This is a genomic window from Planctomonas sp. JC2975 (assembly GCF_012985205.1).
GTDB lineage: Bacteria > Actinomycetota > Actinomycetes > Actinomycetales > Microbacteriaceae > Humibacter.
This window is the reverse complement of the sequence record NZ_JABEKS010000001.1, coordinates 622,688-637,392: the sequence shown is the minus strand read 5'-3', so window position 1 is coordinate 637,392 and position 14,705 is coordinate 622,688. Positions and strand designations below refer to the sequence as shown.

Sequence of the window (14,705 nt, the reverse complement as noted above, 5' to 3'; positions counted from 1 at the left end):
GCCCCCTGGCCGATTGATCGTCTCTACACGTCGCGACGCTTGGTGAGGATCGCTCCCAGGATGGTGACGACGACGACCCACGCCAGCAGCACGAGCCCGCCCTGCCAGGCTTCCAGCGAGATGATCCCGTTGGACACCTCAACGTGCGTGGAGTTCGGCGGTGTGTACGCGTAGAGCGTGTCGCCTGCGCTGGCAGGCAGGAATGATGCGACGTTCGCCACCCACTTCGCCTGGGTGAGGCCGGCGATGAGGCCGGCGACGACCGGCAGCACCAGCAGCATGCCGAGGATGGTCGCGATTCCGCCCGCCGAGCTGCGCAGCACGGATCCGATCGCGAAGGCGAGCACGGCGATCAGCGTCAGGTAGAGGGCGCCGCCCAGCAGCGGGAGCAGGACGCTCGGCGCCGTCAGGTCGGCCTCGAGGCCGCGAGCGTGGAAGATCACCGTTGCCAGGATGGCCGAGACGCCCTCCGTGACGATGCCGACGACGAAGACGACGACCGCGAGCACGATGAACTTGCCGAAGTACGCGCCGAGACGGCGCGGGTCGGCGGTGTACGTCGAACGGATCATTCCCGTCGCATACTCGCCGCTGATCACGAGCACTCCGAGCACGGCGACCGCGAGCTGGGTGAAGGCGAGACCGACGGTCGCCGCTGAGACGAGGTATCCGTTGGCGATGTCCGAACTCATCGTCGACGGGTTCTCGAGATGGAGGAGCGCGGCGGATGCTCCGGCCACGCCGACCGCGAGCACGATGACGATGCCGAGGCACCACACCGTCGAGCGGAGGCTGCGCAGCTTGATCCATTCGGATCGCAGGACGCCGCCGAAGCGCAGGCGGATCCCGTCCAGGGGGCTCGCGGCGGGAGCTGGCGTGTTCAGGGTGCCGATCGCGGCGGTCATCGGGTCATCTCCGAGTGGTATTCGACCTCGTCCTGCGTGAGTTCGAGGTACGCCTCTTCGAGAGAGGCGTCGATGGGTGTGAGTTCGTGGAGCGGGACGCCGGACGCCGCTGCGGCGTCGCCGATCTGCGCAGCGTTGAGACCGGTGACCTCCAGCGCCCCGTCGTCGAACGAGGTGACGGTGATGTCCGGGCCGGCGAGTGCCGCTGTCAGCGCGGAGACCTGCGGGGTGCGCACGCGCACGACACGGCGCGCGGCGCCGGCGATCACGTCGGCGATCGGCGCATCGGCGAGCACGCGTCCACGCCCGAGCACGATGAGGTGGTCGGCCGTCTGCGCCATCTCGCTCATCAGGTGCGACGAGATGAAGACGGTGCGGCCTTCGGATGCGAGGTAGCGGCAGAACTCGCGCACCCACCGCACGCCCTCGGGGTCGAGGCCGTTGACCGGCTCGTCGAGGATGAGCGTGTGCGGGTCGCCGAGCAGCGCAGCGGCGATGCCGAGGCGCTGGCCCATGCCGAGCGAGAATCCGCCGACGCGCTTGTTCGCCACGGAGTCCAGCCCGGTCATGGCGATCACATCGCGCACGCGGGACTTCGGGATACCATGGGTCGCCGCGAGGGCGAGCAGGTGGTTGTAAGCGGAGCGGCCGGTGTGCACGGCCTTCGCCTCCAGCAGCGCGCCGACCTCATGCAGCGGCGCCCGGTGCTGCGCATACGGCTTACCGGCCACGAGGGCCCGCCCTGTGGTCGGACGGTCCAGGCCCATGATCATGCGCATGGTCGTGGACTTGCCCGCGCCGTTGGGTCCGAGGAATCCGGTGACGATGCCGGGACGCACCGTGAAGCTCACATCGTCGACGGCCAGCTTGGGCCCGTACCTCTTGCTGAGGCCTTCGATTTCGATCATGGTCCCAGTCTTCTGGACAAGGCGTCGGGCGGGCATCCACCCAGAGGATGAGTGGGGTCCGTCTCAGCGGCGATTCGTGCCATCAACCGATGGTCGTACACGGCGAACACGCATCGAGCTCCCTGAGTGAGCGAGCCGGGTCGAAGGAATCATGCGATCCTTCGACCCGGCTCCGCTTCGCTCAGGGAGCTCGCGGTCCGTCGGATCAGCTCTGCGCGTCACGCTCCTGCGCGGCCAGTGCGCGTTCGACGGATGCGAGGTTCTCCGTCACCAGGCGACGGAGCGCTGCCGGCTCCGCGTTCGCGTCCAGCCACGCACGGGTCGCGTCCGCGAGCTCCCGGTTCGCCAGGGGATACGGATACATGCCCTCCACGAGGTACTCGGCGATCTTGTAGGTGCGGGAGGCCCACACCGACTGCAGTGCCTCGAAGTATCGAGCCACGTACGGCTCGAGGAGCGACGTGTCGTGCACGCGATCGAAGCCGACTCCCGTCATCCGCACGATCGTGTTCGGCAGGTCGTCCGAGTCGAAGACGCTCGCCCACGCTGCGGCCTTGCCTTCCGCCGTCGGGATGGCGGCTCGTGCCTGCGCAGCGGCCTGAGCACCGTTCGCGGTGTTGTCGGCGGCCAGCGCGGCGTCGATCTCGGCGGCACCCGCCGCGCCTCCGGCGACGAGGGAGGTGAGAAGCTCCCACGCCAGGTCGGTGTCGATCGCGAGATCGTCGAGCACGACGGATCCGTCCCGGAGCCCAGCGACCTTCGACAGCTGGTCAGGCGTCGAGGCCAGCGCCGCGAAGAACTTCACGAACTGGAACTGTGCGTCGCTGCCGGCTGCGGCGGACGAGGCGAGCTGCCACAGGGCATCCGCCGCTTCTTCACCGGATGCCGCGCTCCGCTCGGGTGCGACGTACGAGTGCACACTCAGAACCAATTGGTTGAGGGTGGTACGCAGCGTGGTGGACTCGGTCTCCGAGCCGATGTTGCCGAGCACCAGGCGCACGTAGTCGCTCGCCGGAGTCTCTGCGTCGCGCGTGGCATCCCACACGGACCCCCAGACGAGCGAGCGGGCGAGCGGCGACTCGATGTCGGAGAGGTGCTCGATGGCGAGCGCGAGCGAGGCGTCGTCCAGGCGGATCTTCGCGTACGCGAGGTCGTCGTCGTTGATCAGGATCAGGTCGGGACGCTTCTTGCCGACGAGCTCCGGCACCTCGGTGCGCTCGCCGTCCACGTCCAGCTCGAGACGTCCGTCGCGCACCAGCCGCTGCTGATCCGTTCCCGCTCCTCGCAGGTTGTACAGACCGATCGCTAGGCGGTGCGGACGCAGCGTCGGGTAGTCGGGGTGCGCGCTCTGCAGTATGGCGAACTCGGTGACGATGCCGTCGGCATCCGTCTGGATCGCGGGTCGGAGCGTGTTCACACCCGCGGTTTCGAGCCACAGCTTCGACCACGACGTGAGGTCGCGGCCGCTTGTCGACTCGAGCTCGACGAGGAGGTCGCGCAGCTCGGTGTTCGAGTGCGCGTGCTTCTTGAAGTAGTTGGAGACGCCGGAGAGGAAGTCGTCCTGGCCGACCCAGGCCACCAACTGCTTGAGCACCGAGGCGCCCTTCGCGTAGGTGATGCCGTCGAAATTGACCTGAACGTCCTCGAGGTCGTTGATGGTCGCGACGATCGGGTGGGTCGACGGCAGCTGATCCTGCCGGTACGCCCAGCTCTTCTCCATGGCGGCGAAGGTCGTCCAGGCCTCGGACCACTCGGTCGCCTCTGCGGTGGCGAGCGTCGACGCGTACTCCGCGAACGACTCGTTGAGCCAGAGGTCGTTCCACCACTTCATGGTCACGAGGTCGCCGAACCACATGTGCGCGAGCTCGTGCAGGATCGTGACGACTCGGCGCTCCTTGATGGCATCCGTCACCTTCGACCGGAAGACGTACGTCTCGGTGAACGTGATCGCGCCGGCATTCTCCATGGCGCCCGCATTGAACTCGGGCACGAAGAGCTGGTCGTACTTCGCGAACGGGTAAGGGACGTCGAACCGGTCCTCGTAGAACGCGAAGCCCTCGCGGGTCTTGTCGAAGATGTAGTCGGCATCCATGAACTCGGCCAGCGATGCACGTGAGTAGACGCCGAGCGGAATGGTGCGCCCGTCGCTGCTGGTCAGCTCGGAGTGCCAGCTTGTGTACGGGCCCGCGATGAGAGCCGTGATGTACGAGGAGATGACCGGGGTCTCCTCGAAGACGGTGGTCTTGGCATCCCCGGACTCCTCGACGGATGCCACGGGCGAGTTGCTGACGACGGCCCACTTCGCGGGCGTGGTCACCGTGAACGTGAACCTGGCCTTGAGGTCGGGCTGCTCGAACACCGCGAACATGCGCCGCGACTCCGGAACCTCGAACTGGGTGTAGAGGTACACCTCGCCGTCCACCGGGTCGACGAACCTGTGCAGGCCCTCGCCGGTGTTCGTGTAGCGGGGGTGCGACACGACGATCAGCTCGTTCTCGGCCTCGAGGTTCGACAGCTGGATGCGCACCCCGTCGCTCACGGCCGCCACGTCGAGCGACTTCCCGTTGAGTACGACGGACTCCACCGACGCAGTGATCGCATCGATGAACGTCGACGCGCCCTCGGTCGCCGCGAACGTCACTGTCGTGGTGCTGAGGAAGGTCTCGTCACCGACCGTGAGGTCGAGCACAACGTCATAGGTGTGCGTGTCGACGATGGCGCGGCGTTCGGCCGCCTCGATGCGCGTGAGGTTCTCTCCTGGCATGTCTCTCCTGATGTCGATCGGCGCAGAAGCGCCGAGATCCTTCCGTGCGGCTGTTGCGGCCGGCCCGATGTCGGGCTCGTATCGTGGACGATGCCCGATCGTCAAGCCTAATCGCGCGACGCACGCGTCCTCCTAGACTTCGTTCGTGGTCGAACGGGGTGAGCGCACGGCGCGGCCGGAGCACCGGTGGCCCGTGGTCGTCGCCATCCTGATCGCACTGGCGTTGTACACGTTCTTGCCCAGCAACCTGTTCGCCATCCAGCGGTACGTCGTCGTGGGGATCGGGCTGGTGCTGCTGATTCCGCTGATCGTGCTGAACCCCCGCCGTTACACGAAGGAGACCCGGTTCTCACGCCTGTCGGAGGTGGCGCTGGCCCTGATCATCCTGGTCGCCAACCAGCTCACGCTCGTGCTGCTCATCGTTCAACTGGTGCACAAGTCGAACGAAGGCGGCTCTCTCCTCCTGGCGTCGCTTCAAGTGTGGGTCACCAACGTCATCGCCTTCGCCCTGCTCTACTGGTGCATCGACCGCGGTGGTCCCGTTGCACGGACCACGGTCAAGCGCGCGGAACTCAAGCGCGCGGACTTCCGGTTTCCGCAGGACGAGGATCACGACAACGTCGTGGAGGTGCGCGCGGGGTCGTCGATCGACAGCGACTGGGTGCCGGCCTTCGTCGACTACCTCTATTTCTCGCTCACCAACTCGATGGCGTTCAGCCCGACCGACACGATGCCGTTGTCCACCAGGGCCAAGGCATTGATGGCGCTCGAGTCGTTCGCCGGATTCGTGATGCTCGCACTGGTGATCGCCAGGGCGGTCGCCCAGATCGGCTGACCGCGTCGGCCGCGTCACCGGCTGGACGGATGCGGCGTCCGCGGATCCGGGGCGTCATCGCTTAGATGGACGTCATGACCGACGTTGACTTCTGGTTCGACCCCTCCTGCCCATGGGCCTGGATGACCTCCCGCTGGGTGGACGAGGTCGCCCCGCACCGCGACCTGAACGTGACCTGGCACATCATGAGCCTCTTCGTGCTCAACGAGGACAAGGACGTGTCGGATTCGTACCGCCGGATGCTGCCGCGCACGCTCCGCTACGCCCGCCTCGTCACGGCGGTGGGGGAGCTGGAGGGACAACAGGCTGTCAAACCGTTGTACGACGCACTGGGGACGCGCATCCATCCTGGCCACCGCAAGGACGCCGAGGCCGTCGTCGCCGAGGCGCTCGCCGAGGTCGGTCTGCCGGCGGACTACGCGCAGTACGCGGACTCCGACCAGTACGACGCCCAGCTGCGTGCCAGCCACGCCGACGGCATCGAGAGAGTCGGGCAAGATGTCGGCACGCCGGTCATCGCGGTGAACGGCGCAGCCTTCTTCGGTCCGGTCATCTCGCCGACTCCGCGTGGCGAGAAGGCGCTCACACTCTGGGATGGTGTGGTCGCCGCATCGTCGTACGACGGCTTCTTCGAGCTCAAGCGCAGCCGCACCCGCGAGCCGATCTTCGACTGATCGGGAGAGTACGGGCGGCTCGATCCGGGGCCATCGCCGTCTCCCTAGACTGGTGCCCATGCGCATCCACATCGGTACCGATCACGCCGGCCTCGAGTTCTCCCAGACTCTGCAGGAGCATCTTCGCGATGCCGGTCACGAGGTGATCGACCACGGACCGCAGGACTTCGACCCGCTCGACGACTATCCGGCGTTCTGCATCAACGCGGCGAAGGGCGTCGTCGCCGACCAGCAGGCGGGTGTGCAGGCCCTCGGCGTCGTCTTCGGCGGGTCGGGCAACGGCGAACAGATCGCAGCGAACAAGGTGCGCGGCATCCGCGCCGCCCTGGTGTGGAACGAGAGCACGGCTCTCCTTGCGCGCCAGCACAACGACGCCAACGTCATCGCGATCGGCGCGAGGCAGCACACCGTCGACGAGGCCATCGACTACATCGACACGTTCATCGCGGAACCGTTCTCCTTCGAGGAGCGCCACGTGCGCCGCATCGCCCAGCTCGCCGAGTTCGAGACCACGGGCGACATCGCGGGCAAGAACGTCGACCACTAGCGATGCCAGAGGGTCACTCCGTTCATCGCATCGCGCTCCAGTTCCGCGGCAACTTCGTCGGCAAGCGCGTCGCGGTGACCTCGCCGCAGGGGCGTTTCGCGGCGGAAGCCGCACTGATCGATGGCCGCACCATGGCGGATGCCCGCGCCGTCGGCAAGCAGATGTTCCTCGAGTTCGACAACGGTCTGTGGTTGCGCGTTCACCTCGGCATCTACGGCGCCTGGGACTTCGCGGGTGAGATCACCGTTGACGACACGATCCGGTCATCCGGTGGCCGGATGGGCCAGACGAACCAACGCGGAACCGTGCTCGACTCCCGAGGCGAGGATTCGATCGCGAGCATGGGCGCTCCGCGACGTGCGCGACTGTGGATGTCCGAGTCCGAGAAGGAGGACGACAGTGCGTTCGTCTTCCCTCCAGAGCCGGTGGGTGCGGTGCGTGCGAGGCTGCTCACCGACACCGCGGTCGCGGACCTGCGGGGTCCGACGGCGTGCCAGGTGATCGACAGCGAGACCGCCGCATCGGTCATCGCCGGGCTGGGACCGGATCCGGAGGTGGACGACGGCCCCGAGGTCGAGGAGGCGGTCGCGCGGGCGCTCACGTCGAAGAAGACTCCGATCGGACTGCTCCTGATGGATCAGTCCATCGTCAGCGGGATCGGCAATGTCTACCGAGCCGAGCTCCTGTACCGGGCTCGCCTGAACCCGCACACCCCTGGCAACAAGGTGCCGCTGAAGACGGCCCGCGCACTGTGGCGGGACTGGGCGCACCTGCTCGACATCGGCGTGCGAACCGGCCAGATGATGACCATGGACGACCTCACGCCCGACGACTGGGCGAAGGCGATGGCCAGCCGCGAGGACCGTCATTGGGTCTACAAGCGCGAGGGACTTCCATGCAGGGTGTGCGGCACGCACATCGCGATGGAAGTGATGGCCGCTCGCAAGCTCTACTGGTGTCCGTACTGCCAGGCGTGACTCGAAAGAGACCTCAGCCGAAGGCGTCGAGTTGCTGAACCCTGCTTGGCTGCGCAGCGGAGATGCTCAACGCAACACGCTCTCGAGGCGGCGGCGTGCACGCCGCCGGACGCATCGACTCGACAAGCCGACTGCGGTGCGCCCGGCGGGGCCGGGCGCACGAATCAGTTCTGTGCGATGTGCGCGAAGAGCAGCCAGCGGTCCTTGTCCAGGCCGCGCGCGATCTCGATCGCGACATCCTGGCTGGTCTGGTCGAGCTCGTCCAGCTCGTGCACGGCCGTGTTGACGGCCTCGAGTGCGACATCGATCTGACGGATGACCTCGGCGATGGACTTGTCGGACTGCACGAATCCGTCGCTGAGCGCCGGTGCCTTGGTGGCAGCCGCGACGGTCGCGATCCTGGCGTCGATGGGAAGGCCGAGCGCGACGATCCGCTCAGCCGCCGTGTCGGCCCAGTCCTGGGCATGCTCGACGAGCGTGTCGAGCAATTCGTGCACACCGATGAAGTTCGCGCCGCGCAGGTTCCAGTGCGCTTGCTTGCCGTTGACGACGAGCGCCTCGAGTTCGATGACGACGGGCGTGAGGAACTGTGCGGTGCCGGCCGCGACGTCGGGGTTGGTGGTGGCCTTGGGTGTCGTGTCGGTGGTGCTCATGGATGCAGTGGTCCCTTCGCTCGTGATGACACGGACAACGCTACGCAGCGTTGCGCATTCCGCAACCAAGCACAGGCTGGGCTAAGTCGCTGCCTGCCGCCGTCGAACAGCGCTACTTGCCCGCTGTGACTCCGTTCACGACGAGCAGGATGTTGCCGACCATCGCCAGAACACCGAGCACGATCGAGATCCACGACACGATCCGGGTTCCGGTGTACATGCCACTGCCGTAACCGCGCACACGGATCAGCGCCCAGATGCTGAGGCCGATGCCGAAGAGCGAGAGCGGCTCCAGCAGCCACCAGAACCACGCTGTGAGGGACAGTACGAGTCCGATCGCAGCGATGATGAACGACCGCTGCTTGCGCACGAGCTCCTCATCTGCGGTGCGCGACTTCCCCTTGGGCGCGTCGTCCGGCCATCCGGATTCGACGGGAGCAGCAGTCCGCTCGCCGTACTCCGGCTTGCCGGATGGCTGAGGGGTCTTGCCGGCTGCCCGCGCGGCGACCTCGGTGCGCTGCTGCGTGCCCTGCAGCTTCTGCCGGTTCGTCATCAGGGTGACCCGAGCATCCTGCAGAATCTGCACCTCGGCCTTCTCTGCGGCGAGGTCACCCGACCCGCCGGCAGCCTGCGCCTTCTTGGAGTAGGCGGCGAGGATGTCGGAGGCGCTGGCATCCTTCGCGACCTCGAGGATGGCTGCTGCTTCGTCAGGAGTCATGGTGGACTTTCATCGTGTGAGAACGGCGGCCTTGCCGTACTGCGGGCTCGTGGCGCAACTCTGCGCGCCTCATTGACGATTCTCGCAAACGGAGTGCTGTGTCAGCGAATGCAGTCCGGTCAGCGGATCTGCAGGGTGTCGTTCTGGCCCGTCACCCGATAGTCGCTCGGCTTGGCGTGGGTGGTCACGACGTTGTGGTCGCCCTGCACCATCACGGAGCCGAGTGCCGGCACCGAGATCGAATTGTTCTGCCCGGTGACCTGCACGGATCCGACCGAGTCCGCCGTGAGGGAGATGCCGTTGCCCTTGATGATGGCGGATCCGACGCGGTCGGCGACGGTGATCGAGTCGGACTCGCCCTGGATGTCGAGCGACACGGCCCGCTCGATGCGCACCGTGATGCCGTCCCCGTGCACGGCAACCGAGGCGCATTCTCCCGACAGGAGGAATGTGCGCGACTGCCCATCCAACTCGATGGATGCGCCAGGCGAGCAGGTGTGCCTGCCTCCCGTTGAGAGGTGGGTCGTGGCGTCGATCGGAGGTGCAGCAGCCGTACAAGCGGTCAGGCCCAGAGCGAGAACGCCCATGATGATGGCGGACACGGCGCGGGATAGTGCAGTGGTGCGCGTCGGCATCCGCCCATCCTGGCAGATGGATGCGTCCCCCTGTCCAGGGCACAGTTCCGTGACGGATGCTCACGCTCCGCCGGGTATCGCGGACCGACGGGCGAGTGCGAAAGGCTCCGATCCTGCCCGATCGGGCAGTCGCGGGGCCGTTGGAGGGGATGACGGGAATCGTCCCTACCGCCCCTCCAGCCGCCGCTGCGCGGCGCCCGGAGCCTCCGGCGGCGTGGGCCCACCCAAGGGTTCGATTCACTCCACGCACACGAATGGCCCTGCCACCGCTGGAGCGGCGTCAGGACCATTGGAGGGGATGACGGGAATCGAACCCGCACCATCAGTTTGGAAGACTGAGGCTCTACCATTGAGCTACATCCCCGAGAGATCCAGTGCATGGATCCTGGGAGCGGTCGATGACCGCGCTGGCAAGCATAGTGCATGGCGGCTGAGGGTTCGGAATCGGCGGGATCTGCACCGCACCGGGCGTCTCATATCATTCGCTAGACTGTTCGAGGTCATTTCGGCTTGCTGAACGCCTGGCGCGTGCCTGGCTGGTCAGACCTCGCGGGTCCACCACGATCCGGGGCGTAGCTCAGCTTGGTAGAGCGCCCGCTTTGGGAGCGGGAGGCCGCAGGTTCAAATCCTGTCGCCCCGACAACGTCGACTGACCGAACCACTTTCAATAACAGGAGATCTCCCACGTGAAGACCACGGTCGAACAGCTGAGCCCGACTCGCTCGAAGCTCACCATCGCAGTGACCCCGGAGGAGCTGCAGCCCAGCATCAAGCACGCCTACGAGCACATCGCAGAAGAGGTGAGCATCCCCGGCTTCCGCAAGGGCAAGGTGCCGCCGCCCATCATCGACCAGCGAGTCGGCAAGGCCGCCGTTCTCGAGCACGCGGTCAACGAGGGACTCGAGGGCTTCTACCGCACTGCGGTCGAGGAGAACGACGTGCGTCCCGTCGGCCGTCCCGAGGCGGACATCACCGAGTGGCCCAGCGACAAGGACTTCTCCGGCGACCTGATCGTCGCGATCGAGGTCGACGTGCGTCCCGAGATCACCCTTCCCGAGTACGACGGTCTCGAACTCACGGTCGAGGCGGCAGAGGTGACCGACGAGGACGTCGAGGCGGAGCTCGAGCGACTGCGCAGTCGCTTCGGCACGCTGATCACCGTCGACCGCCCGGCCAAGAAGGGCGACTTCGCCCAGCTCGACCTCGTCGCAGCGATCGGTGACGAGCAGGTCGACACGGCCAGCAACGTCTCCTACGAGGTCGGCTCCGGTGAGCTGGTCGACGGCATCGACGAGGCGCTCGATGCGCTGTCCGCCGGCGAGACGACGACGTTCACCTCGAAGCTGCTCGGTGGCGACCACGAGGGCGAGGACGCCGAGATCACGGTCACGCTGAACGCCGTCAAGGAGCGCGAGCTTCCGGAAGCCGACGACGACTTCGCTCAGATCTCCAGCGAGTTCGACACCATCGCCGAGCTGCGCGACTCGCTCCGAGGCGAGGCAGCCCGTGGCAAGACGTTCAACCAGGGCAACGAGGCGCGCAACCTCATCGTCGACCGCCTGCTCGAGCTGACCGAGATCCCGGTTCCCGAGGGGCTCGTCGAGGACGAGGTGCACCGTCACCTCGAGTCCGAGGAGCGTCTCGAGGACGACGTGCACCGCGCCGAGGTGAAGGAGGCCAGCGAGAAGGCCTTCCGCACCCAGGTTCTCTTCGATGAGATCGCGCAGAAGGAGAACATCCAGGTCAGCCAGGATGAGCTCAACAACTACCTCGTGCAGGCGGCTGCCCAGTACGGCATGGACCCGAACGAGTTCATTCAGGTGCTCGGCGAGAACGGCCAGCTCGCGCAGATCTTCGGCGAGGTCGCCCGCAACAAGACCATCGCCGTGCTGCTCGGCCGTGCCGTGGTCAAGGACAGCAACGGCCAGCCGGTCGACCTGGCAGAGTTCGCCGCGGTGAACGAGCCCGTCGAGGAGCCGGCGCATGACGAGTCCGCTGACACCGAGGCCGCTGCGGACGACGCTGAGCCCGTCGCAGACGAGGCGGAGGCCGCCGAGAAGCCGAAGAAGAAGGCAGCGAAGAGCGCGAAGGCGTAGCCGCGATAGAGTCGTGAAGGGGGTGGATGCTCGGCATCCGCCCCCTTTTCGCATCCGTCGACGGTCCCAGCGGCACGCTGTCGGGTGCGCATGCGGCGATGGTGCGAGACGAGTGCGGAGAGGTGCGACGGTGACCGACTGGGACAGTCAGTTCGACGCGGTCTGGGCGGACGAGGAACTGAGCGACGCGGAGCGCATCGAGCGCATCGACCGCCTCGCCGGGGTGTGGGGCGATAACGCGATAGCGCTGTTCCACAGGGCGGGGGCGAGGGATGCCGCAGGCCGTGAATCCGAGGCAGAACCCCTGTACCGGAGGGCTCTTCTGATCGGACTCGACGACGACCACAGGGTGCGGGCGATCGTCCAGCTGGCGAGCACGCTGCGCAACCTGGGACGGGTGCACGAGGCGGTCTGGATGCTCGGCGACGAGTACACGAAGCACGCCGACTCGCCGTACCGCGACGCGGTCGCCGCGTTCTACGCCCTGGCTCTGGCTTCGGCGGGGGAGTCGCGACGGGCTACCTCCGTCGCGCTGACGGCGCTCGCGCCGCACCTTCCTCTCTATACGCGTTCCGTTTCGGACTACGCACGCGAGATCGCCTATTGACGAACGCCGACGGAGGACACGGTCGAATGACCATCGCGTCGCACGTGCTGGCCGAGATCGTCGCCGGAGTGGACCGCGAGCGCCTAGGCGCGTACGGCGTTCACCTGCTCATTGGCGACGACGAAGCGCAGCATCGCTGGCGCAGCGACGACCGGGAGAACATCTACTCGGCGTCGAAGGGGGCGTGCGCCCTTGCCGCGGGCATGGCGGTCGACGAGGGCGTCCTGAGCCTCGACTCGACCGTCGCTGAGGCGCTCCCCAGGATGCGTTTCGGTGCGCGCGCCGAAACCGTCACGCTGCTCCAGTTGCTCACCATGCGAAGCAGCATCGATTTCGAGTGGTTCGCGGACGAACCGGTTCCCTGGCCCGATCTCGCCTAGGAGATGCTCGGCCGCCCGACTCGAGGTTCCGGGGCGGTGTTCCAGTACTCGGACGCGAGCACGTATGTGGCCATGCGGATGCTCGGCGCGGCAGTCGGCGATGTGCGCGACTGGCTCCTTCCGCGGCTCTTCGAACCGCTGGGCATCCACAATCCGCAATGGCTCAGATGCCCGCTGGGCTGGATCACGGCCGGATCCGGACTGGAGCTCAGCACCCGAGAACTCGCTCGCATGGGCCGAGTGCTGCGCGACCGGGGGCGATGGCGCGACCGGCAGCTCGTCGATCCCGCATGGATCGACCGATTGCACGAGGACTGGCTGCCGACAGGGGCACCCGCTCCCTTCGAGCGTTACGGCGTCGCCGTCTGGGACGGACCAGGACCGTCGTGGCGGCTCGATGGCCGCTACGGGCAATACGTGATCGTCGATCAGGCTCGCGACGCGGTGGTCACGATCACCGCACACGAGGAGCCGCGGGACCACCGACTGGCCGAGCTCGCTCAGCTCGCTCTCGAGCGGCATCTGCCGCTGTCGTCGTAACCCAGGGCCGTGCCGGTGCGCGCGCCGACTCGGGTTCGCCGGCGGCTCTGCCGACGGCGAACAACGCCGTGTGCCCGCGACCCCTTCGATAGATTCGAGAACACGTACGAAGAAGGAGCACGTTCATGGCCGAACCGACACTGCAACCCAGTGTTTTTGACCGACTGCTGAAGGACCGCATCATCTGGCTCGGCTCGGAGGTGCGTGACGACAACGCCAATGAGATCGCCGCGAAGCTTCTGCTGCTGGCGGCGGAGGACCCGAAGCGCGACATCTACCTGTACATCAACTCTCCCGGTGGTTCGATCACCGCTGGCATGGCCATCTACGACACCATGCAGTTCGTGCCGAACGACATCGTGACGGTCGGCATCGGCATGGCGGCCTCCATGGGGCAGCTGCTGCTCACCGCCGGCACGAAGGGAAAGCGGTACATCACGCCGAACGCGCGTGTGCTGCTGCACCAGCCGCACGGTGGATTCGGTGGCACCGCGAGCGACATCCAGACGCAGGCGCAGTTGATCCTCGACATGAAGAAGCGCCTGGCCGAGATCACGGCATCCCAGACCGGGAAGACGGTCGAGCAGATCAACTCCGACGGTGACCGCGACCGCTGGTTCACCGCCCAGGAAGCGCTCGATTACGGATTCGTCGACCACATCCGCGAGTCGGCCACCGACGTCATCGGCGGCGGCGGAACCGAGTAGCGAGAGAAACGAAGGACACGACACAGATGGAAACCCCGAACTTCTCGTCTCTGGCCGGCGCTTCGCGCGTCGCCATGCCGAGTTCCCGCTACATCCTGCCCAGCTTCGAGGAGCGCACGGCCTACGGCTACAAGCGCCAGGACCCCTACGCGAAGCTCTTCGAGGACCGCATCATCTTCCTCGGCGTGCAGGTGGACGATGCGTCAGCCGACGACATCATGGCCCAGCTGCTCGTGCTGGAGAGCCAGGACCCCGACCGCGACATCGTCATGTACATCAACTCGCCGGGTGGCTCGTTCACGGCCATGACGGCGATCTACGACACGATGCAGTACATCCGTCCGCAGATCATGACCGTCGTGCTGGGCCAGGCGGCGTCAGCCGCGGCCGTACTGACCGCTGCCGGCACGCCTGGCAAGCGTCTCGCCCTGCCGAACGCGCGCATCCTCATCCACCAGCCCGCCGTCGGCGAGGCCGGTCAGGGACAGGCGTCCGACATCGAGATCCAGGCGAACGAGATCATGCGCATGCGCACCTGGCTCGAGGAGACCCTGGCGGCGCACACCGGCAAGGATGTCTCACAGGTGAACAAGGACATCGATCGCGACAAGATCCTGTCGGCAGAGGAAGCCCGCGAATACGGACTCATCGACCAGGTTCTGACCAGTCGCAAGAGCCTGCCGGCTCTGACCGCGAAGTAGCAGCACCACCCGTGGATGACGGCGGAGGACGACTCGTCCTCCGCCGTTTCTCGTCCTC

14 protein-coding genes, 2 tRNA genes and 1 pseudogene are annotated in these 14,705 nt (G+C 66.7%); 10 read left to right on the top strand and 7 right to left on the bottom strand.

All coding sequences use genetic code 11. The features are described 5' to 3' along the window. Positions 1 to 23: 23 nt before the first annotated feature. The 3 genes from HII28_RS03035 to pepN form a co-directional block, all read right to left on the bottom strand. Positions 24 to 905: an ABC transporter permease subunit gene (locus HII28_RS03035; protein ID WP_170024059.1), complete on the bottom strand. Its 882-nt coding sequence runs from the start codon at positions 903 to 905 to the stop codon at positions 24 to 26. Then, positions 902 to 1,813: an ATP-binding cassette domain-containing protein gene (locus HII28_RS03030; RefSeq protein WP_170024058.1), complete on the bottom strand. Its 912-nt coding sequence runs from the start codon at positions 1,811 to 1,813 to the stop codon at positions 902 to 904. The genes HII28_RS03035 and HII28_RS03030 overlap by 4 nt, the downstream gene beginning before the upstream one ends. 205 nt (positions 1,814 to 2,018) lie before the next feature. Continuing rightward, entirely contained in the window at positions 2,019 to 4,577 is a 2,559-nt protein-coding gene (gene pepN, locus HII28_RS03025; RefSeq protein WP_170024057.1) for an aminopeptidase N, read from the bottom strand. A 145-nt stretch (positions 4,578 to 4,722) separates the two neighbouring features. Between pepN and HII28_RS03020 the strand changes: the two genes are divergently transcribed. From HII28_RS03020 to HII28_RS03005, 4 genes are all read left to right on the top strand, one after another. Further along, the gene (locus tag HII28_RS03020; protein ID WP_170024056.1) at positions 4,723 to 5,412 is read left to right on the top strand and encodes a DUF1345 domain-containing protein; all 690 of its coding nucleotides are present in this window, start codon (positions 4,723 to 4,725) and stop codon (positions 5,410 to 5,412) included. 74 nt (positions 5,413 to 5,486) lie between these two features. After that, positions 5,487 to 6,086 (top strand): DsbA family protein, encoded by a 600-nt coding sequence (locus HII28_RS03015; RefSeq protein ID WP_170024055.1) that lies wholly within the window; start codon positions 5,487 to 5,489, stop codon positions 6,084 to 6,086. A 58-nt stretch (positions 6,087 to 6,144) separates the two neighbouring features. Beyond that, the gene (locus HII28_RS03010; protein ID WP_170024054.1) at positions 6,145 to 6,633 is read left to right on the top strand and encodes a ribose-5-phosphate isomerase; all 489 of its coding nucleotides are present in this window, start codon (positions 6,145 to 6,147) and stop codon (positions 6,631 to 6,633) included. A 2-nt stretch (positions 6,634 to 6,635) separates the two neighbouring features. Beyond that, positions 6,636 to 7,610 carry a DNA glycosylase gene (locus HII28_RS03005; RefSeq protein WP_170024053.1) on the top strand — a complete coding sequence of 325 codons (975 nt, stop codon included), beginning with the start codon at positions 6,636 to 6,638 and terminating at the stop codon, positions 7,608 to 7,610. A 164-nt stretch (positions 7,611 to 7,774) separates the two neighbouring features. Here HII28_RS03005 and HII28_RS03000 read toward each other — a convergent pair whose 3' ends face one another. The 4 genes from HII28_RS03000 to HII28_RS02985 form a co-directional block, all read right to left on the bottom strand. After that, positions 7,775 to 8,263 (bottom strand): DNA starvation/stationary phase protection protein, encoded by a 489-nt coding sequence (locus tag HII28_RS03000; protein WP_170024052.1) that lies wholly within the window; start codon positions 8,261 to 8,263, stop codon positions 7,775 to 7,777. 112 nt (positions 8,264 to 8,375) lie between these two features. Continuing rightward, positions 8,376 to 8,981, bottom strand: coding sequence for a tetraspanin family protein (locus tag HII28_RS02995; protein ID WP_170024051.1), 606 nt, complete (start codon positions 8,979 to 8,981; stop codon positions 8,376 to 8,378). A gap of 119 nt (positions 8,982 to 9,100) precedes the next feature. Then, entirely contained in the window at positions 9,101 to 9,616 is a 516-nt protein-coding gene (locus tag HII28_RS02990) for a DUF3060 domain-containing protein (RefSeq protein WP_170024050.1), read from the bottom strand. Between the two features lie 290 nt (positions 9,617 to 9,906). Beyond that, positions 9,907 to 9,980: transfer RNA gene (locus tag HII28_RS02985), tRNA-Gly, on the bottom strand. Between the two features lie 202 nt (positions 9,981 to 10,182). Between HII28_RS02985 and HII28_RS02980 the strand changes: the two genes are divergently transcribed. The 6 genes and pseudogenes from HII28_RS02980 to HII28_RS02955 all read left to right on the top strand — a co-directional run bounded on the left by HII28_RS02980 (position 10,183) and on the right by HII28_RS02955 (position 14,647). Beyond that, positions 10,183 to 10,256: transfer RNA gene (locus tag HII28_RS02980), tRNA-Pro, on the top strand. A gap of 46 nt (positions 10,257 to 10,302) precedes the next feature. Then, entirely contained in the window at positions 10,303 to 11,712 is a 1,410-nt protein-coding gene (gene tig / locus HII28_RS02975; protein WP_170024049.1) for a trigger factor, read from the top strand. 130 nt (positions 11,713 to 11,842) lie between these two features. Then, positions 11,843 to 12,319 (top strand): tetratricopeptide repeat protein, encoded by a 477-nt coding sequence (locus HII28_RS20030; protein ID WP_170024048.1) that lies wholly within the window; start codon positions 11,843 to 11,845, stop codon positions 12,317 to 12,319. 26 nt (positions 12,320 to 12,345) lie between these two features. Further along, positions 12,346 to 13,239 (top strand): annotated as a pseudogene (locus HII28_RS02965) (serine hydrolase). A 125-nt stretch (positions 13,240 to 13,364) separates the two neighbouring features. Continuing rightward, positions 13,365 to 13,946, top strand: a complete 582-nt coding sequence (locus HII28_RS02960; protein ID WP_170024047.1) for an ATP-dependent Clp protease proteolytic subunit — start codon at positions 13,365 to 13,367, stop codon at positions 13,944 to 13,946. A 26-nt stretch (positions 13,947 to 13,972) separates the two neighbouring features. After that, a complete protein-coding gene (locus HII28_RS02955) occupies positions 13,973 to 14,647 on the top strand; it encodes an ATP-dependent Clp protease proteolytic subunit (protein WP_277348394.1) in 675 nt (224 codons plus the stop codon). The last annotated feature ends 58 nt before the right edge of the window (positions 14,648 to 14,705 follow it).

Coding starts and splice junctions, on each gene's coding strand:
- HII28_RS03030 (WP_170024058.1), bottom strand. CDS start 1,813: ATGATCGAAATCGAAGGCCTCAGCAAGAGGTACGGGCCCAAGCTGGCC.
- HII28_RS02995 (WP_170024051.1), bottom strand. CDS start 8,981: ATGACTCCTGACGAAGCAGCAGCCATCCTCGAGGTCGCGAAGGATGCC.
- HII28_RS03000 (WP_170024052.1), bottom strand. CDS start 8,263: ATGAGCACCACCGACACGACACCCAAGGCCACCACCAACCCCGACGTC.
- HII28_RS03035 (WP_170024059.1), bottom strand. CDS start 905: ATGACCGCCGCGATCGGCACCCTGAACACGCCAGCTCCCGCCGCGAGC.
- HII28_RS02990 (WP_170024050.1), bottom strand. CDS start 9,616: ATGCCGACGCGCACCACTGCACTATCCCGCGCCGTGTCCGCCATCATC.
- HII28_RS03010 (WP_170024054.1), top strand. CDS start 6,145: ATGCGCATCCACATCGGTACCGATCACGCCGGCCTCGAGTTCTCCCAG.
- HII28_RS02955 (WP_277348394.1), top strand. CDS start 13,973: ATGGAAACCCCGAACTTCTCGTCTCTGGCCGGCGCTTCGCGCGTCGCC.
- HII28_RS03015 (WP_170024055.1), top strand. CDS start 5,487: ATGACCGACGTTGACTTCTGGTTCGACCCCTCCTGCCCATGGGCCTGG.
- pepN (WP_170024057.1), bottom strand. CDS start 4,577: ATGCCAGGAGAGAACCTCACGCGCATCGAGGCGGCCGAACGCCGCGCC.
- HII28_RS02960 (WP_170024047.1), top strand. CDS start 13,365: ATGGCCGAACCGACACTGCAACCCAGTGTTTTTGACCGACTGCTGAAG.
- HII28_RS03005 (WP_170024053.1), top strand. CDS start 6,636: ATGCCAGAGGGTCACTCCGTTCATCGCATCGCGCTCCAGTTCCGCGGC.